Origin of the sequence: Bacillus sp. T33-2 (genome assembly GCF_002860205.1) — a bacterium.
Lineage (GTDB): Bacteria > Bacillota > Bacilli > Bacillales > Cytobacillaceae > T33-2.
In genome coordinates, this window is record NZ_PGVB01000005.1 from 110470 (window position 1) to 128200 (window position 17731).

At 44.1% G+C, this 17731-nt stretch carries 19 protein-coding genes and 1 tRNA gene; 5 read left to right on the forward strand and 15 right to left on the reverse strand.

Going from position 1 to position 17731, the window contains the following annotated elements; genetic code table 11:
• Positions 1 to 10: 10 nt before the first annotated feature.
• The 4 genes from pfkB to CVD19_RS04085 all read right to left on the reverse strand — a co-directional run bounded on the left by pfkB (position 11) and on the right by CVD19_RS04085 (position 3135).
• Positions 11 to 925, reverse strand: coding sequence for a 1-phosphofructokinase (gene pfkB, locus CVD19_RS04070; RefSeq protein ID WP_101580596.1), 915 nt, complete (start codon positions 923 to 925; stop codon positions 11 to 13).
• Positions 922 to 1674 carry a DeoR/GlpR family DNA-binding transcription regulator gene (locus tag CVD19_RS04075; RefSeq protein WP_101580597.1) on the reverse strand — a complete coding sequence of 251 codons (753 nt, stop codon included), beginning with the start codon at positions 1672 to 1674 and terminating at the stop codon, positions 922 to 924. The genes pfkB and CVD19_RS04075 overlap by 4 nt, the downstream gene beginning before the upstream one ends.
• Positions 1675 to 1943: 269 nt before the next feature.
• Positions 1944 to 2375: a general stress protein gene (locus CVD19_RS04080; protein WP_257985020.1), complete on the reverse strand. Its 432-nt coding sequence runs from the start codon at positions 2373 to 2375 to the stop codon at positions 1944 to 1946.
• Positions 2376 to 2583: 208 nt separating this feature from the next.
• Positions 2584 to 3135 carry an NADPH-dependent FMN reductase gene (locus tag CVD19_RS04085; protein WP_101580599.1) on the reverse strand — a complete coding sequence of 184 codons (552 nt, stop codon included), beginning with the start codon at positions 3133 to 3135 and terminating at the stop codon, positions 2584 to 2586.
• 286 nt (positions 3136 to 3421) lie between these two features.
• On the opposite strand from CVD19_RS04085, the gene CVD19_RS04090 reads away from it, so the two are divergent.
• The 3 genes from CVD19_RS04090 (at position 3422) to CVD19_RS04095 (ending at position 4736) form a co-directional block, all read left to right on the forward strand.
• On the forward strand, positions 3422 to 4204 hold the full coding sequence (locus CVD19_RS04090) for a CotY/CotZ family spore coat protein (RefSeq protein WP_101580600.1): 783 nt from the start codon (positions 3422 to 3424) through the stop codon (positions 4202 to 4204).
• Between the two features lie 179 nt (positions 4205 to 4383).
• Positions 4384 to 4548 carry a hypothetical protein gene (locus tag CVD19_RS24540; RefSeq protein ID WP_180953505.1) on the forward strand — a complete coding sequence of 55 codons (165 nt, stop codon included), beginning with the start codon at positions 4384 to 4386 and terminating at the stop codon, positions 4546 to 4548.
• A gap of 104 nt (positions 4549 to 4652) precedes the next feature.
• Positions 4653 to 4736 (forward strand) — tRNA-Leu (locus CVD19_RS04095).
• 174 nt (positions 4737 to 4910) lie between these two features.
• On the opposite strand, the gene CVD19_RS04100 is transcribed toward CVD19_RS04095, so the two are convergent.
• From CVD19_RS04100 to CVD19_RS04120, 5 genes are all read right to left on the reverse strand, one after another.
• The gene (locus tag CVD19_RS04100) at positions 4911 to 5984 is read right to left on the reverse strand and encodes a GerAB/ArcD/ProY family transporter (RefSeq protein WP_101580601.1); all 1074 of its coding nucleotides are present in this window, start codon (positions 5982 to 5984) and stop codon (positions 4911 to 4913) included.
• A gap of 12 nt (positions 5985 to 5996) precedes the next feature.
• Complete coding sequence (locus CVD19_RS04105; protein ID WP_101580602.1) at positions 5997 to 6215, reverse strand: hypothetical protein; 219 nt, start codon at positions 6213 to 6215, stop codon at positions 5997 to 5999.
• A complete protein-coding gene (locus CVD19_RS04110) occupies positions 6208 to 7386 on the reverse strand; it encodes a Ger(x)C family spore germination protein (protein WP_101580603.1) in 1179 nt (392 codons plus the stop codon). Before CVD19_RS04110 ends, CVD19_RS04105 begins: the two co-directional genes overlap by 8 nt.
• 6 nt (positions 7387 to 7392) lie before the next feature.
• Positions 7393 to 8976 (reverse strand): spore germination protein, encoded by a 1584-nt coding sequence (locus tag CVD19_RS04115; protein ID WP_257985021.1) that lies wholly within the window; start codon positions 8974 to 8976, stop codon positions 7393 to 7395.
• A gap of 234 nt (positions 8977 to 9210) precedes the next feature.
• Entirely contained in the window at positions 9211 to 9414 is a 204-nt protein-coding gene (locus tag CVD19_RS04120) for a cold-shock protein (protein WP_101580604.1), read from the reverse strand.
• 303 nt (positions 9415 to 9717) lie between these two features.
• On the opposite strand from CVD19_RS04120, the gene CVD19_RS04125 reads away from it, so the two are divergent.
• Entirely contained in the window at positions 9718 to 10344 is a 627-nt protein-coding gene (locus CVD19_RS04125; protein WP_101580605.1) for a LysE family transporter, read from the forward strand.
• Positions 10345 to 10397: 53 nt separating this feature from the next.
• Here CVD19_RS04125 and CVD19_RS04130 read toward each other — a convergent pair whose 3' ends face one another.
• From CVD19_RS04130 to CVD19_RS04150, 5 genes are all read right to left on the reverse strand, one after another.
• Positions 10398 to 11762, reverse strand: a complete 1365-nt coding sequence (locus CVD19_RS04130) for an amino acid permease (RefSeq protein ID WP_101580606.1) — start codon at positions 11760 to 11762, stop codon at positions 10398 to 10400.
• A gap of 318 nt (positions 11763 to 12080) precedes the next feature.
• The gene (locus tag CVD19_RS04135) at positions 12081 to 12653 is read right to left on the reverse strand and encodes a DMSO/selenate family reductase complex B subunit (protein ID WP_101580607.1); all 573 of its coding nucleotides are present in this window, start codon (positions 12651 to 12653) and stop codon (positions 12081 to 12083) included.
• A gap of 24 nt (positions 12654 to 12677) precedes the next feature.
• Positions 12678 to 15068: a DMSO/selenate family reductase complex A subunit gene (locus tag CVD19_RS04140; RefSeq protein ID WP_101580608.1), complete on the reverse strand. Its 2391-nt coding sequence runs from the start codon at positions 15066 to 15068 to the stop codon at positions 12678 to 12680.
• Positions 15061 to 15726: a TorD/DmsD family molecular chaperone gene (locus CVD19_RS04145; RefSeq protein WP_101580609.1), complete on the reverse strand. Its 666-nt coding sequence runs from the start codon at positions 15724 to 15726 to the stop codon at positions 15061 to 15063. Before CVD19_RS04145 ends, CVD19_RS04140 begins: the two co-directional genes overlap by 8 nt.
• A 622-nt stretch (positions 15727 to 16348) precedes the next feature.
• The gene (locus CVD19_RS04150; RefSeq protein WP_180953506.1) at positions 16349 to 16795 is read right to left on the reverse strand and encodes an NUDIX hydrolase; all 447 of its coding nucleotides are present in this window, start codon (positions 16793 to 16795) and stop codon (positions 16349 to 16351) included.
• A 198-nt stretch (positions 16796 to 16993) separates the two neighbouring features.
• Here CVD19_RS04150 and CVD19_RS04155 point away from each other — a divergent pair, with 198 nt between their 5' ends.
• Complete coding sequence (locus CVD19_RS04155) at positions 16994 to 17299, forward strand: DUF6509 family protein (protein ID WP_101580611.1); 306 nt, start codon at positions 16994 to 16996, stop codon at positions 17297 to 17299.
• 14 nt (positions 17300 to 17313) lie between these two features.
• Here the strand turns inward: CVD19_RS04155 and CVD19_RS04160 are convergent, their stop codons facing one another.
• Positions 17314 to 17661 carry a cytosolic protein gene (locus CVD19_RS04160; RefSeq protein WP_180953512.1) on the reverse strand — a complete coding sequence of 116 codons (348 nt, stop codon included), beginning with the start codon at positions 17659 to 17661 and terminating at the stop codon, positions 17314 to 17316.
• Between the last annotated feature and the right edge of the window lie 70 nt (positions 17662 to 17731).

Genomic DNA, 17731 nt, shown 5'->3' on the forward strand with positions numbered 1-17731 from the left:
TGCTCTCCCCCTACTTGATTGATTCGATTTCTACTTCCCGCAACAGGCCTTCCGCCATTTCACCAGTACATAAACCTATTGAAAATGCAGTAGCACTGCCGGAGGCAACACTAAATTTGAATGCTTCCCTGTAATCCTGCAGCTTCAGGAACCGCGCGAGGAAACCGGCCACCATTGAATCACCAGCCCCTACGGAACTCTTCACTTCCCCCTTTGGAACAGACGCGATATAGGATTCCTCACTGTTAACGAAAACTGCACCTTCCCCAGCGAGCGAGACGATGACATTTTTTGCGCCCAAAGCCACTAGCTTTTTCCCATAAACAACAGCTTCTTCTGCGGTAGAAATCGTCGTATCGAAAAATTGACCGAGTTCATGGTGGTTTGGTTTTATCAAAAATGGCTTGTATTCAAGTACTCGTTTTAACAGGTCTCCTTCTGCGTCAACGATGAAATCAGTCCCGGTTTCATTGCAAATCTTTACCAGTTCGTCGTAAGTTGTTTCCGGCATTTTAGCTGGAATGCTTCCTGCCAGGACTAGATAATCTCCCTTTTTTGACTGTCTGATCTTTTCTTTCAATTTAAGGAGATCTTCACTGGTAATGTGAGGCCCCTGGCCATTGATTTCCGTTTCGGTGTCCGTTTTGATTTTTATATTGATTCTTGTATCGCCTGCTACATTGATGAAAGAAGTGATGATACCCTCTACTGCCAGCCTTTCTTGAATATAGCGACCAGTGAAGCCGCCAAGAAAGCCCATAGCGGTGCTCTCCACTCCCATCTTCCGCAAGACGCGCGATACATTGATGCCTTTCCCCCCGGGAAATTTCGCTTCATTTTCGGTACGGTTCAATTTACCGACTTTTATCTGTTCCAAACCGACGATATAATCGAGAGATGGGTTTAAAGTCAGAGTGTATATCATGGTGCCACAACCTTTATCGTAGTTTTTCTCGAATAGCAGAGTTCTGTTTCAGGATCCAGTTTATTTGTAATGATTCGTGCATGGTGGAGTTCAGTAATCTTGGCAAAAGCGATCTCGAAGAATTTGGTCTCGTCTGCAAGCACAAAGGCCTCCCGGGACAGGGAAATCGCTTTTTCCTTTATTACCGCCTCTTCCTGGTCGGGTGTAGTATAACCGTACTCAGGATGTATGCCGTTTACGCCCATGAAGCATTTGTCAAAACGGTAATCATCCAGGCTTGTCAACGCTCCTCGTCCGATTATGGCATTGGTCGTTTCCTTTGCAAATCCTCCAATAATGAAAGTTTTGATACGCCTTTCCAATAAGCCGCTTATGTGCATCAATCCGTTTGTCACGACGACGATATCCTTCTCTGTCAAAAATGGAATCATTTCTGTCACTGTTGAACCAGCGTCAAGATATATGCAGTCGCCCTCTTCCACAAGACTTGCAGCGTATTGAGCGATTTCCCGTTTTTCTTGGAGGTTTTTGGCTGATTTCTCGGACATGCTTGGTTCCTGCAGCTTGCCCTGAAGCCTTGCAGCCCCGCCATGGACCCTTTTTAGGAATTTCTCTTCCTCCAGCTGTGTGAGGTCCCTGCGGATAGTTGACTCAGATGACTCCGTGAGGTCGACAAGCTCCTGTACCTTCACGATTGGTTTTTCTTTGATTGCCTGAAGGATCAAGCGGTGGCGCTCAGGTGTAAGCAATTGGCACACCCCCTGTGGTTCTTTATTTGATACTTTTATTTTATTGTAACCGATTTCAAAAAGCAATCATTTTCTTTCAAATTCCACCAAAAACAATCATAATTATTTTTTAGAGTCTGAGAGATTTTGATTATCTGCGTTTTTTTAAAAAAATCCTCCAGTATCAAGGATTGACAAAGCCTGGCCAATCACAAAGAGTGGCTTTTTCCATAGGAAAAGCGGGAAGAACAATCTCCCCGCTTTTCAATATCACCATAAAATGTGCCAGTTCATTCGGATACAAATACAAGTATGTTCCCTCTTTTTACATCATCTTCAAACCGGCGTGCTTCTTCCTTCTCCAGTCCCAGTTCCTCCAAGGCTCTCCTTAAACCGCCTGCATCGGCAGCGAGACCTGCTACAGCTCCACCCAGGGTCGCAAATATCGGCCCTGCTGCCAAAATAAGACCGATGCCTGGAATTGCCAGCGTACTCATTCCAACAAAGAGGCCAGTTAAGCCGAGTGCTGCCCCAGTTGTGGCCCCGGTAATCAACCCATCTGTTTGTTTAGGTTTTAATTCGTCAGCAGCGGGTCCCAAGCGATCTGTGTTTTTTGCGATAATGGAGATATTCTCACTTCTGTACCCTTCCCTCTTTAAATCTTCGACCGCTGCCAGTGCCTGATCTTCAGTTTGATAAACTCCTATGATTCTCTTATCCAAGATGATTAACTCCTTTGCATGATGTACTGGATAAATACCCTCTTAGAAAGGATTCAATCATGTAATATAAAAAGCGCTCTATCAACGTCAGTTTGCTGCTTACACACTTTAAGAGGCATAAATAAAAGAGAGCCTCAGAGCTCCCTTACATCATCAATTCATGCAAAATTCCTTTTGATTTGTGCCAAACAGCTTTATCAATAGGTCGTTACCTCAGCGTTTTTAACGCGCCGCTCCAGGCGATGACTTGGTCGAACATTGTATTGACCGCACCCTCATGATGTTCTGCAGGCTTGAATTCACTAAAGTTTTCAAAATCGGTGAAGAGGGACAATGATACCTGCTGTCGTACGTCGGCGACCTGAAGTTCGGCCATGATCGTCCTGAGGTTCTCGACCGCGCGGGTTCCGCCTGCGCTTCCAAAGCCAACAAAACCTGCAGCTTTATTGTTCCATTCGTTGTAGAGGTAGTCAATCGCGTTTTTTAGTGCCCCAGTCGTTGCGTGATTGTACTCAGGCGTTACAAAGACATACCCGTCAAATGAAGCAATTTTCTCAGACCATCTTTTCGTATGTTCCTTTGAATACTGTCCCATCGATGGCGGCACAGGCTCATCGAGCAGTGGAAGATTATAGTCTGCGATATCCACGAGTTCAAATTCAGCGTCATTCCTCTTCTGGGCAATTTCGTGGACCCAGCGAGCCACCGCTTCGCTGTTGCGGCCAGGACGTGTGCTACCGATAATGATTGCTATCCTCAATGTTTTTCCCTCCTGGATTACTGGTGTTTGTGAAAGAACATTCGCATTTATTTTTACCCAATAATTGTTAAACCAATCTTAAAATTAGAAATGGCCTCTCTTTACCAGTCAGATGCAGCTGCCCTTGCTGAAAATTTATCTTTGCCAAGGAAATATGAATTGGACCTGCACAAAATCCTATAGGTAAACATACAATTTATAATTTATGTACTTTTTTCCCAAGCGGAAATGGTGAATATACATACATTAGCAATGTAATAAAAATCTATTTAAAGGAGTTGTTTCTATGTTGAGACGAGACCAATTCGATGATCAAACAAATATTGCAGGTGCTGGGTTTCGGAATCGGCGCATTGCAGGAGCTGGTACGGACAACAACCAGGTTCTAAGTGCATTTAATAGATGCAGTGTGCGTGGCGGTTCTAAGAAAAAGGAAGATTGTGTTTGCGAAACCGTTAGAGAAATCGCCAATAACCAGGCAATCGTTGAAGGCCTGGCCAATAATGATTGTTGTGATGTGAGCTGCGGCCGCTCACTTGAAGCCCTAGTAAGTCCGGCAACACAGAACAATATGTTCGATACTGTGCCATTCATGCTTTTTGAAAAAGGGGCAGCAATACCGGGGCTCATTCCTTTCTTTGGCTGGGGTGTAAGCAGAGGTAGATCCAATGGCACCGTCTGCTCCACGCCTTTCACCTCCCCGTTTTTCCGGGTTAAAAAATTCGTTGACGGCTCCGATTGCTGTGCTGTTCTCGAACTGTTATGCCCGGTATTTTGTGATGATAATGATATAGAGAATGTTGGTGCAATAGAAACATTTACGAGGACCGGCGCTTGTTTCGAGGTGGACCTGCGGGATTTCAAGGCCATTACATGCTTCCCTCCGACAAATGCAATAGAAGATTCTTGCGTTTGTGATATTATCACAATCATCGTCGCCCTCCTTCTCGGTCCATTAGGATTTGCAGGGACACCTTGTGAAGTTGAATCTTCTCCACTGATCAATGCCCTAAGAAACCAGCTTGCAAAACGATTTAATCAATTCATACCTCTTTTCAACCAGGAATAATAAAATTATTACTATAGATAATCTTTTTGGGACTGAAGGGAGTAACCATGAGCTGGCGTGTTGAAGCCAGCTCATTTTGGAGATTCAATTTAATAATGCCGTTTCCTCGCAAGCGGGATAATAGGTCATCTCGGAAGTAATACTATACATAGGCAGACGAATGAGGAGTGGTATGGAAAATGATTTCAAAAAAAAGCTATAATAAAGAAACAGAGCAAACAGAGGAAAGCCTCTATGGAATTGACACCGAAATGAACCTGAGATCGGTGAACTTTGCAACAACGGAAAATCAATACTTTAACGAACGTTATCAAGTGGATTCAAAAGAAACAGATGAAGTATGAAAGTCTCAGCTAGAAAGTCTAAAAAATTATTACCAAATTTAAAAAATCGCGTGCATTTTTTTACCCGTCATGTTATATTAATAAAGCCGACGTTTTAATAGCATGCGGGTGTGGCGGAATCGGCAGACGCGCTAGATTCAGGTTCTAGTGGTGGCAACACCGTGGGGGTTCAAGTCCCTTCATCCGCATCAGCCAAAATAAAAGCAATCTACTACAAGTAGGTTGCTTTTTTTATGCTTATTACCCGCTTTAACGCTTTACCCGAGCGGGAGTCATGCCGCCACTAAATTAACGCCTTACCAAGGTGGGGGGCCAGTCCCCCGTCACGGTAATGCTTTACAAGTGTAGCGGAGAGTTTTAAGTTATCCTTTAGCAGATTGGTTCATCCGTGGTTTTAGAATGAAAAATAGGACAACTGGAATGAGAAGTTCCACTATGAGCGCGAATAATGGCCACGTTTTATTCAAATTCACCAGCTGGATCGCATCCTTGAAAAATAAAAAGGCGCAGACATACGCAAGTACCGCACATGGCGTTGTAATGATCCTCGCAGACACATTTGGGATAATCTTTTTAATGCCGAGGCAGACAAGGTATAAGCTATAAGCAATTTTTGCTATTAGGATGGGCATCCATATCCCGACAAGCGGCAGGTCAAAGCGATCGAGAAAATCTGTTACCTTTAGCTGACGGACAAGTTCATAAACCGAATAAAACAATCTAGGCATCATATAAGTTCCCAGGGTTAACTGAGAACACAACACTAAAAGAAAAAGCAGGCCCACTCCAATTAATAGTGAGAGTAACCCGTATCTGAGCCGAAACTTAATATGGGAGAACAGGAAAAACATGCCTATTACTTCACCTACATAAGAAATGAAAAACCAGGCTCCCTTGAGAACACCAGGGAGGTCAACATCCATATAAGGCATTAATAGAGCAACATCAAATTCTCGAAACAAAATAAGTGGCACTAATAACACTGCAATGCCCAATATTGGGAAATAAACCTCCGTAAACCTGCCCATGGGCTCTATGCCACCCCGGGCAATAAACCAGACGGCAATTATCAAAAGGGCTGCAGTTATATAAATAGGTGTACCTGGCAATAAAACAATATGGACAAAATCAACAGCCAGCCTCATATCACGAACAAGTACAAAAAAGAAAAAGATTACGTAAATGCCTATGATTATTTTGCCGATGACGGCCATTCTCTCTGTCAGAACATCGAACAGGTTTTTACCGGGAAACCGTGCGGCTATCCTTGACAGAAGTAATACTGAAGGAAGTATAAACAATGAAGCAACAATAAGCGCAATGAATGTATGCTGCTTTGCATACGCAGCCGCCTGGGAAGGCACCGTAATAATAGTTGAACTCAGAATGAACGTAGCGCCTATAAAGATCACCTGGTGATGGGATATTTTATTCACGAATCAGTCTCCTTACGAAATAGGATCAAACGGTTCTAAAAGGGAATGGAGCCATTCGGACGGGATAAAATGATTCGGCTCACTCTGAATGTACACCCACAAAGCACCAGAAAACATGAGTATTCCAAGAGTAAACCATCTTGTCGATTTCGTAGCTTTTTTTAGGTTTTTCCATTCAAGGAACACGATGAGCGCGATGGCGCAGCCCGAAATCCATATATGTTCAATCATTGACCATATTGCCCTCTTTTCTGCCCAGCGGAGATAGAAGCGAACCAACATGTTCAATTGAAATATTGGCATCAACTACGACTTTTACGTCTGGGTACCTCTTATTCCAATTGCCGCCGATTCTATCCCAGACAGCCGGTTCTATGTCACGGATAGTCCTGCCGAAACCAATAATGTCAGCTCTATGTTTTGTTTGAAGCTTCTCTATCGCTTTGCGTATATCTCCTTCTACTTGACTATTTAGAGTTTTTTCCACAGCCTTGATATTTCTTTCAGTATCTATATCATAATTCGAATCATTTTCGATAACCTCTCCGAGTCCTTTAACAGAAATTTTCATCGTAATATCGTCAGTCTCAATGACTGGCTTCATATCTACTGTGTATTGGTAAATTGCCGTTACCAATTTCCCCTCGCCTTCAGGCGGATCAAGGGTATGTTCTGGCTGTCGCGCCTCCCCCATGGCCAGCAAAGCGCCAGTTGCGAGCTCGTCTTTTAAAAACCCGGCCAATTTATTATCCTTGAACACGGCCAGGCCCTCCAGTTTGATAAGTTTGCTGTCCTGTTTACTCAAACCCAGATATGGAAGTGAAAGGTCGATCCCCTCACCAATCATCAAGTTCACGGCATGCTTGATGGTCCGGGGTTTATTCATGGAATTTACGGCAAGCTCCCGGATAGTCTCAGCAGGAAAATTCTCTGCCGGAACCTGTGCTTCAAGCACTTTTTTGCCTTCACCTTTGGTTATTACCACTAATGCAGACAATCGGTTTTGGGGAATCCGTCCCAATACATCCATAATAGGTTCCACGCCAGCGCGTGCCATTTCCTCCCCAATCAACACCACCCGCCGATGGGAAAAATTAAGCTCACGCGAGTTTGCCTCCTGTTGCCGTCTATTGGCATCTCTGATAGTCTGTCCTTCAGATGATTGCATTAAATAACTTTTCCCGCCGCTTGTGCCTCCTCCCCCCCCTTTGCTGCCTGCTCCTCCAAGCTGCCCCGGCAATGCAATCTGGATGGTCGCCTGATAATTCTTTCCTCTTTTATCAATGGCGTTTCCCAATACGAATCCAACATCATTCACCTCTTTGCGGTCCCAGCACCCGGACAGGGCCAAAACAAGGGCAACCGGCAGCAAAAAGCGGATCTTTTTTATATAAAAACTCATTTGACATCACCCTTCTGATGGGGTAGAAGGATTGTTTTCCTCCTTCAATCGTTTTAAGTTGCGCCTTGCATAAGTAGACGGACGTGAAAACATCCTCCACCATGGAGCCCTTCCGAGAATATCCTTGACTTCGTTCTTCCTAAAAGGGGCTATCCCAGAAAAATAAGGGACTCCGAATGAATTCAGCTGGCACAAATGGGTGATCAGCATAGTGGAAAAAATGATCATGCCATATAACCCGAACGCTGCTGCCATAAACATCATAGGGAATCTCATGAGGCGAACGGCAATGGCAAAATTGAACCTGGGAATCGTAAAAGATGCGATCCCTGTCAACGAAACAATGATAACCATTGGCGCTGATACAATGCCTGCTTCGACAGCTGCCTGCCCGATCACCAGTGCTCCGAGAATACTTACCGCTTGCCCAATTGTTTTCGGAAGCCTCACACTCGCCTCCCTAAGCGCTTCAAAAGCCACCTCCATGATAAGTGCTTCGACAATGGCAGGAAACGGTATCGCTTCCCTTGCAGCCGCAATACTCAGGATTAAAGTAGAGGGAAGCATATCATGATGGTAAGTCGTGACTGCAATATATAGGGCAGGTGTGAAAAGCGCTACCATGAGGAAAAAATACCGAAGCCAGCGGATAAAATTCCCTACGTAAAACCTTTCATAATAATCCTCGCTTGCGTGAAGCATCTGCCAGAATGTAATAGGGCCGACGAGAACAAATGGTGTGCCGTCGACAAAAATAGCAAAGCTCCCTTCAAGCAGCTGGCCTGCAACAGCATCTGGCCGCTCCGTATATTGCATTTGCGGGAAGGGGGAGTATGGATTATCTTCAATCAGTTCCTCTATGTATCCTGATTCGAGGATACTGTCGATTTTTATTCTCTTTAGCCGTTTCCTTACTTCATCGAGAACATTGCCGGATATGATTCCTTCTATGTAACAGAGCGCTATATTGGTCTGGGTCTGTTCCCCAAGTACGAATGGTTCCATTTTTAGTTTTGGGGATTTAAGCCTGAATCTGACCAGCGCGGTATTGGTTCGTAAATTTTCTGTAAAACCTTCCCTTGGCCCCCGTATGGATGCCTCTGTTACAGGTTCCTCCACCCCCCGCCTCGTGCCGCCCCGGGCAGCAATAAGGAGCGCCTCCTGCATATCATCAACAAATAATGCGGCATTGCCGGATAAAACCAATGTTAGAATATCCTTAAATTTATCCTTCTTTTTGACACTTGGATAGGACACATTGTTCTCGATGGAACCCGGTAAGTCTTTGCCAGGCGGAACCTTTGTGTATTTATAAATTAAATGCTCAACCACATTATCAGCTATCGCTTTGGCATCAACCAATCCATCAATATAGATCAAGAACCCCATAATCGACTGGTTTATTGCAATATCCCTGAATACAACATCAGAACAATCTTTAAAAAGCGCCTTCAGTAAATCCACATTATCTTTAAGGGCAGCGGAAACTTGCTTGTCTATTGAATCAGCAGGATTGGCCTGGCTGAGCAGTTCAGTGTAATCCGATTCCTTTTTTTTGCTCTTTTTTCTCATTAGCTGCAGTTTCCTCATTTAACCTTCACATCCCTCAGGTACTGGTCCCACATTAATGTTTCCTTTTCTAGTGAAAATATGTAATTTATCCAGATAAGGCTAAATGTCTTATGATCCGGTCGTTTGCCCGAAAAAAAAAAGAAACCGGTCAGTTGATGATCCGGTTTCTTTGGCGGCCCAGCCTGTTTGGGCGAGTGTATTCAGTTGTTAAATTGAGGAATAAAACATTAAGCAGATTGCCATGCAGCCTTATCAGCTAATATTCTGGCTATGATTATTGACCACTTCCAGAACCTTAGTTGTCTGCTCCATCTCGCTTTTACAGATCGGGCAAGATGGGGTTTCACTGCTTTTAAAATTATCACGGACCCAGCAGTTGCAGTCGTTTGATGTACATACCCATATTTTCGTTTCTGCAGTTACGATTTCTTCCGGAAGTTTTCTGCCAAATGCCATTGCCTCACACTCCTGTCTACATGTTTTTGTTTGTTCAATGAAATTCATTGAAGCCTAATCAAAGCAATCAATACTGAAAAATGACTTCTAGTTAAGTGTACCACACACTGCCAGATTTTTCCCAAAGGAACAACCGGCTTTTGAAGCCCCACCAGTTATTATATTGTCAAAAGGGTGATAAACATGTGTGCTTTTTTAAATTCCCCATTCTGAATTTCGAAACATTACTGTGGTACGCGCCCCCATTGCTGAATACATATAGTACAAGCAGACGACTTTTCGGGGTAAATGGAGGTTAGTATATTGAGTGTTTTTATCAGCTATATTTTTCTTGGATTATCACTTGCAGCTCCCATCGGCCCAATCAACGCAGCCCAGATGGATAAAGGAATTAAAAGCGGGTTTCTCCATGCGTGGTTTCTCGGGCTGGGTGCAGTAACAGCCGATGTTGTCTACATGCTTGCTGTGTACATGGGGGTAGTCCATTTCCTCGAGACTCCGTTTATGCAAACATTCCTGTGGCTTTTCGGATTTTTTGTGCTCGTCTATACGGGAATCGAAACCCTTCAAAGTGCAGGCAGAATAGAATTCAGCACACAGCGGAGTAATGAATCGCTAATCAAATCCTTTCTGTCCGGATTTTTTATGTCGATCTCCAACCCATTGACCATCCTGTTTTGGCTTGGAATTTACGGGTCAGTCCTCGCGAGAACAGCTGCATCCTATGGCACCAGCCAGTTAATTGTATATAGTTCAGCCATCATCCTCGGACTTGTGTTATGGGATGTCGCGATGGCTGGAATCGCAAGCAGCTTCCGTAAATTGCTGACTTCCCGCCTGTTGGCGCTTATATCTGTCATTTCAGGAGTTTCACTTATCGGGTTTGGGGTCTATTTTGGAATCCAGGCCTTAAAGGTGCTGATGGGATAGCAAAACCGGTGATGCGATATCAATAAAAAGAGGCAGGAGAACTTCCTGCCTTCTTACGCTTCCTGGACATCCAGTTTTTTTTTCCTTTTCCCCATGAAATGCCGGACAATCAATACCAATCCTATTACCCCGATAAACAATAAACTGATAAAAAAACCGGGACGGCTGTCATTATGCAGCAATGTACCACTGACGGCGAGTGCAATTAATGCCATGCCCGTAAACCTTTTTATATGATCGAAGTTTTTCAGCTTTAAAAGCCTGTTGTAGGAGATAAGAATGAAAAACCAGTTATACAGCAGCATCAGCCCTGCCGCCGTTGTTAAATACTCAAACAATGTCTCTGGCATGACCAGGGCGAGAATAACGGCTGCAACGAGTCCAGCCGCTGTCAGTGCGAGTGCAAAATGAGGAACCTTCAGTTTTCCTTTATTCGCGAGGAATCTCGGTGCATCCCCGTCTTTCGCAAGTGTAACCACCATGCTCGTTACGGCAAACAGAGAGGCGCACATTGTTGAAAAACCGGCTATGATCATCGCCCCATTGAAAGCATGGGGGACAAACGGCAAATGGTATTTCTCGAGAGCGATGACAAATGGACTTTCCTTTGTGTTAAAAGCATGCCAGGACACCATCAGGACGGCGAGGGAGATCGAAAGCAAGTAAATAGTCGTCAGCACCAGAAGCATTACCTTGCCTGCTTTAGATGCATCTTCTTTGTGTCTCAGACGGGTCGCCATGATGCCCATTATTTCGATTCCGCCAAAAGCATAAAAGGCAAAAATCAGTGCGGACCATAAGCCCATTAAACCTTTTGGCATAAATTCCCCAAACGTGCCTGGAATTCTTGTCGCAGCACCGTCTCCTTTAATGACTCCAAAAATTGCGAGAAATGCAATGACCAGAAACATAATGATGGCGGCTACTTTGATGACTGCAAATATATCCTCCAGCCGTTCAAATCCTTTTGTGCCGGATAGCACAACAAGCAGCCCAAGAACGGCAAAGCATGAAGCAAACACCCACATAGGAACGTTGGGAAACCAGAAACGTGCAAAGATGGACAGTGCAGTCAGCTGGCTGCCCATAATCAACAATTCTGAACCCCAGTAAATCCATCCGCTGCTAAAGCCCGCCCAGCTGCCGAATGCTTTTTTCGCATATGAACGAAATGAACCCTTTTGTGGGTCATCGGCTGACAATTTTCCCAGGGCATCAAAAACGAGGTATGTTCCAGTAGCGGCCAGTAAAAAAGCAATTACCACTGAAGGACCCGTCATTTTGATGGCCAGGCTTGATCCAAGAAAAAAGCCGGTTCCGATGATACATCCGACGCCTATCATTGAAAGCTGCCACCACTTCAGTTTATCTCCTTCATTAGCATTACTTTTTGCCTCAGAAGTATGACAATCACTCATGAAATCACTCCCTTAACTTCTGTCCTATATTGTTCTATTCCAACGGGGGAAATATTCTTTTACATAAAGAAAACTCGCAGATTGTCGAGCCCCTAAGGGCGAGACAGTGGGGTATTCCAACGGAAAAGTTCCACTCTTTCGTCTGCGATGCTGATGCTTACGAAGCATTCCTTTATGCACTGATGCTTAGTTCCTAAAATTGTCCCCTACGTTGAGTTTCTCATTGCTGCCAATTTTTCTTTCCTAACGTATGAAAATGCCTCCCGGGGCTCCGGAAGGCATCTATTTTTTACTTCTTATTCATCAGTAGTTGATCTATTATAAAGCGTGCCGGTGAGGGCGGATCAGCAGATTTGGACCGGTAATTGATGACTTTGGCATGCCCTTTACTTCGCTGACAGTCCCATACTTTTTCCGGAGTTCATCAATGGGGCCAAACTCGATTGCACGCTGCAGACAGGTGGCCACGCACACTGGTTCTTCGCCTTGGTCCCGCAGGTCAAGGCATGTATCACATTTCGCCATTTTAAAGATTTTTTTATCGAACTGGGGACCTCCGTACGGACATGCTTCAATACAGAATCTGCTGCCAATGCATTTATCCTGGTCGACAACAACGACGCCGTCTTTCTCCCGTTTTGTGATTGATTTTGTCGGGCAGCTTGGCAGGCAGGCTGGCGATGCGCAATGATTGCATGAAATCGAAAAATAGTAGGATTTAAGCTCGGGTACGATTGCTGATCCCTGCTGGCTGTACCCGCCTTCTTCATAAGAATACACCCGTCGGAAATTCACTCCCACGTCCAGGTCATTTTTATCCTTGCAGGCGACTGAACAGGCTTTACAACCGGAACAGCGGCTCTGGTCTATGAAAAATCCCATTTGTGCCATTTCAACCACACCTTCCACATTTCATCAAGCTTTTTTCACTTCAACTAAATTGGTCAGCTGGGGATTTGCTTTAGCCAGCGCTGTCGGCCGCTGTGATGTAAGCACATTGACTGCGCCCCTCTGGTCGATCCCGTTTTTATCAGGTGAATACCAGGCGCCCTGTGGAATAGCTGCGACTCCCGGCACAATTTTTTCTGTCACTTTAACATCGATATAGATTTCGCCGCGGCCGTTATATACTTTTGCCCTGTCACCATTTTTAATCCCACGGGCAGCAGCATCCTCCGTATTCAGCCACATCTCCTGCTTAAATGCTTCCTCAAGCCATGGATTATTGTCATGGGTGGAATGGCACCTTCTTTTATAATGCCAGCTGATTAGCTGGAGCGGATACTTTTCTTTTAATGGATCCTCAGGGCCTTCCCATGCAGGAATATACTTGGCAATCGCCGGAATCTCTTCATGCTTGTCCATGTCCCACAAAGCTTTTGAAAAAAGCTCTATTTTACCGGAAGGTGTGTCGAATTTCGTTTTTTCCGGATTTTCTATTTGCTCCTTGAATGCGATAAGGGGTTCTTCGAATTTGAAGTGATGGATTCCGTTTTTGCTGAATTCCTCGAAGGTTGGGAAATCAGGATCCATTTCGGCTATCGTTTTTTCCACACTGGCCTTTACCCAGTCAAGCATCGACTTGCCTTCGGTGAATTTTTCCTTTAGGCCAAGCTTGCCCGCAATTTCTGCAAAAACATCGTATTCATTCCGGCACTCATAAAGAGAATCGATCGCTTTGTTGCCCATAACAACGTAATCACCAAAGCACCAAGGAACACCAATATCCCAGCGTTCAAAGAATGTTGTCCCAGGCATAAGGATGTCAGCGTATTTCGCACTTGGAGTCATAAAGAGATCACTGACGACAATAAATTCCACTTTGCTTTCATCCTGAAGCAGCCTGGTTGTTTTGTTAATATCGGCATGCTGGTTGACAAGCATGTTACCCGCCATATTAAAAATCATCTTTATGTTTGTTTTTAAGCGGTCTGTTCCCTGAAGGCCATCATCGGCTGTTAATTCAGTTCCCCTTTCGACTGCGTCAGTCCATAAAAAGCATGGGATGGATGCTTCAACAGGATTATCAGAACTCAACGGATAAGAAATACCTGCACGGTACCAGTAACCTGTCCCTGCTGCCCAGCCTCCCAAATTGCCAACGTTACCAGTCAGGCAAGCGAGCTGTGCACCGCCACGCATGATTTGTTCTCCGTATGCATGCCGTTGCGGCCCCCAACCCTGAATGAGCGCTGCTGGTTTTGTGGTGGCGTATTGCCAGGCGAGCTTCCGAATTGTATCGGCAGGGACCCGGCAAATTTTTTCCGCCCACTCAGGAGTCTTTGGAATCCCGTCGCTTTCTCCAAGGATATAACTCTTTACGGATTCGATGGCAGGCACTCCTTGCGGCATATTATTTTCATCAAAGCCAATACAATATTTATCAAGAAACTGTTTATCATATAAATGTTCGGTGATCATGACATGGGCCATTGCATCCATCAAGGCATTGTCTGTTGTCGGCAGGATCGGTATCCATTCATCCGCGAAGGCAATGGCAGTATCGGTATAGCGGGGATCAATAACAACAATTTTCGCGCCGCGTTTTTTTGCTTCGCGCAGGTAATGCATGTATGGTGTTGAATTGATCATTTCTGCCGGGTTCTGGCCCCAGAGGATGATAAATTTTGAATGTAAAAGTGAATCGAAGCTGTTCCCTGAATTATTTGTTCCGTATGTGTAAGGTGTCGCGACATTGCCTGCCCCGGAACTGTAATCATTTCGGGAGTTTAAATACCCGCCAGTCATAGAGAGCAGCCGTTTTGCCATGCTTGGCCCGCCGAAAAGGCCCCATGATTGCCCGGAAGCATAATTAACATACCGTGATTCCGGCCCGTATTCCTTGCCAATCCGTTTTGTTTCCTTTGCAATGGTTTCGATTGCTTCTTCCCATGAAATTTTCTTGAATTTCCCTTCTCCGCGCTTCCCGACACGTTTCATCGGATACTTTAACCGGTCTGGATGGTACAGCATTTTCCTGTAACCACGCCCCCTGAGGCAGGCCCTCATTTGCGGCGCCATGATATCATCAGCGTTAGTATCTGTGCTGATCCTGGTAACAACTCCATCCTTGACATGGGCCTTTATGACACACCTGCCACCGCAATTGTTGATGCTGCATGTGGAGATAATCTCTTCCGGGCCGGGTTTTTCTTTCGGCTTGGCTGCCTGCAGGTCCGGGCCGTTTCTGTCGATTATTTGCTTTGTACCGATTCCACCAAGCACAACAGGTATCCCAAGAGCTCCTGACCATTTAAGAAACGTACGTCTGCGCATTTTTTTATTCAGCATTTGATCTTCAGACATACTCTAATGCCTCCTTCATCTCTATTAGCAACTCTATGTCAAAGGATATAAAATCTCGCAGCAATAAAGCGGCTCCCCGGTATAGCCCGCTTTCCGAGCGTGTACAAATCTTTTCACAAAATTTCGGAATCCAGCAGTTCAGATGGTCATGAAGGAATCCAAGCTGCGCATCAATGAGATCCAAGATATCTACCAGATTGTCACCCAAAGCTGATTCTATTAAAAAGATCATAAATTCAAGTTCAATGGCCAGGTGGTCGTCGGGTTCCTTGTTTTCCTTCCTGTATTGAAGGCCAAAACGCCTGTATTTCTCCCTGACAAGGTACATCGTTTCACCGAAGAGGATTTGTTCCTTTGTCCGGTAATACGATTCCCATGGCGGAGCCTCAATGCTACCCGGGCCGAGGAATAATCGGTCGAATTCCTCCTTTGCTTCTTGCAGGTCAAGATGGGATGCGTATTTAATAAAGTCTGAGATTAAACTTCCTCCTTTATTGATTTCTTTCAACTGTGTTAAATTGCCATTCACTTTTAATTGTTCAAGCACTGTTTCATTCATTGGTCCGGAAAAAAGGAGATAAAGGAATTGATAGAAATGGAGCCGGGCTTTATTGAGTTCTGCAATTTGTATTTCGTGCGTTTCTTGTACGTGGTCCATAGTAACGCCTCCTTATGTGAACCATTTCACATATTAATACAAAAAAATAATGTTTTCCCCACCACTTCAACTATATGTAAAGGAATAATATAACAATTTGATTTTAACTTAATTAAAAGAACTCAGTTGCATAAAATGACAATGTTCACATTAAATTCAAAAAAGAATGAACACTTTATGCAGATGCTTTTGTTATCGTTGATTTAAGAGCTCCTATAAAGTAAATGAATTCCAATAATGGAAGCCTGCATATGAACCTTCCATTGGGCATGAAAGACAAATTATCACAGCTTTGAAAGACAAAATCCTCCCATGAGAACCTCAATCTGCCCTTCATATGGTAATAAATGCAAGCATTCCAGATAAAGCACGGAGCCATCTGATAATAACTATGAATTATGATGAAGGATTTCCCTTTACATCCATTATCCCCACAAAAAAAAGATTTTCTTAAGCCGGAGACTGTTGTTCATTATCAGGCAGTATCTCTCGGTGAACATAATGCCTCCAACTAAACTTCCAAGTTACTTTAACATCAACAATAAACAACATGGTTTATCAGAACAATTGTGAAAAAATATATATTAGAATAAATCCAGGTTAAAGTGTATTTCTACAAAATTTATATCACCAGTTCCAAGGCTTGTTTCACTGCCCAGCTTTGGTGCTCATGAAAAAGAAGGCCTGCTGCCTGTTGAGGTTCAACCCAGCATATTTCGTGGTCTTGCTCAATCGGTTCCGTAAAGCCTTCAAGCCTCTGGCAAACATAAAAATCGCCAATACTATGCATGTATTCATACTGGTTCGTAGAATAAAAGTATCGCTGGGCGGTGCCTATGTATTTTTCAATCTTGACATACCATCCAGCCTCTTCGAGAAATTCTCTGCGCAGGCAGTCTTCAGGTGTTTCGCCTTCCTCAACGCCTCCGCCTATCAGAAAATATTTCCCCAAATGTTTGGTAATCGCTATCTTGTTTTTCTCTGTATTAAAAATGATGCCGTATGCCCCTGGCCTGGTGATATATTCCTTGCCAAAATTTTGTTCTCCGAAAGAGATGATTTTTTGCAAGCTTACTTCCTCCCGAATATCGTTATTAGAACTGATTTATCTATCATAACACCCTTTCTGAAAATCGAAAATTCATAACGCCGCTAAAAAAGCGGGCTATGCTACACGCCGGTTTTTACTCTGTTGTGCCATTTGCTGTTTGATTATCGGGCTTTCGTTGTATAATAGGAAAAGACTAATATTCAGAAGGTGATGGAAATGGAAATTACGGGACATACGGTTGAACTTCTTGAGGATCCGTTTGGACTGTTGGAAGGCGACAGGTACGAATTCTTTTTGAATATAGAAGTGGAAGAGGAAGATGAGCTTTATTCTGAAAATGGCCTTTTGTTGAAAGTAATTTTTTCAGGGAACAGCATTTTGCAATACTATTTTATCGAAAAAACCACTGAGAAAGTCCTTGATTTTGCCTTGGAAGAAGACGAGGAGGAAGATGTCAAGGCTTATTGCCTAAACAATCTTCCAAGCGGTGAAAACGATGGCAGTGAAGAAGAGCAGGAGTGATATCCTGCTCTTCTTTAGTCCTCCAATTCGGAACTTGCTTCTGCAATATGGAACAAAAGATGGGCCAAATGGTGAATCGGTCCGTATTCCTCTTCTTCCTCGCTTGTTTCTTCATTAAATTCGAGGTCATTTAAATACAGGGCAGTGAATTCATAAAAATCTTTCAGTTCAAAACTGTAGCAAGCAGCCGGTTCTTCATTATCTTCTTCGTACTGGAGCACAAGATATGAAACCTTTCCTTGATCATCCTCTGCGTCAAAAAAGACAAAAAAGCCGATATTCGTATCCAGGTCGAACAAATGTCTTGTTCCGCCTTGAGTTGCGAGGTTGTAATCCTGCTCATTCAATTTGTGGACAGTCATTGCATCCACCTGGTCTTCAACGTGAAAATTCACTGTAAAGGACTTCACAGCCCCACCTCCTCTTCAATTT

Coding starts and splice junctions, on each gene's coding strand:
- pfkB (WP_101580596.1), bottom strand. CDS start 925: ATGATATACACTCTGACTTTAAACCCATCTCTCGATTATATCGTCGGT.
- CVD19_RS04120 (WP_101580604.1), bottom strand. CDS start 9,414: ATGGCATTTGGCAGAAAACTTCCGGAAGAAATCGTAACTGCAGAAACG.
- CVD19_RS04105 (WP_101580602.1), bottom strand. CDS start 6,215: ATGATTGAACATATATGGATTTCGGGCTGCGCCATCGCGCTCATCGTG.
- CVD19_RS04115 (WP_257985021.1), bottom strand. CDS start 8,976: ATGAGGAAACTGCAGCTAATGAGAAAAAAGAGCAAAAAAAAGGAATCG.
- CVD19_RS04160 (WP_180953512.1), bottom strand. CDS start 17,661: ATGACTGTCCACAAATTGAATGAGCAGGATTACAACCTCGCAACTCAA.
- CVD19_RS04140 (WP_101580608.1), bottom strand. CDS start 15,068: ATGTCTGAAGATCAAATGCTGAATAAAAAAATGCGCAGACGTACGTTT.
- CVD19_RS04135 (WP_101580607.1), bottom strand. CDS start 12,653: ATGGCACAAATGGGATTTTTCATAGACCAGAGCCGCTGTTCCGGTTGT.
- CVD19_RS04145 (WP_101580609.1), bottom strand. CDS start 15,726: ATGGACCACGTACAAGAAACGCACGAAATACAAATTGCAGAACTCAAT.
- CVD19_RS24540 (WP_180953505.1), top strand. CDS start 4,384: ATGATTTCAAAAAAAAGCTATAATAAAGAAACAGAGCAAACAGAGGAA.
- CVD19_RS04155 (WP_101580611.1), top strand. CDS start 16,994: ATGGAAATTACGGGACATACGGTTGAACTTCTTGAGGATCCGTTTGGA.
- CVD19_RS04090 (WP_101580600.1), top strand. CDS start 3,422: ATGTTGAGACGAGACCAATTCGATGATCAAACAAATATTGCAGGTGCT.
- CVD19_RS04130 (WP_101580606.1), bottom strand. CDS start 11,762: ATGAGTGATTGTCATACTTCTGAGGCAAAAAGTAATGCTAATGAAGGA.
- CVD19_RS04110 (WP_101580603.1), bottom strand. CDS start 7,386: ATGAGTTTTTATATAAAAAAGATCCGCTTTTTGCTGCCGGTTGCCCTT.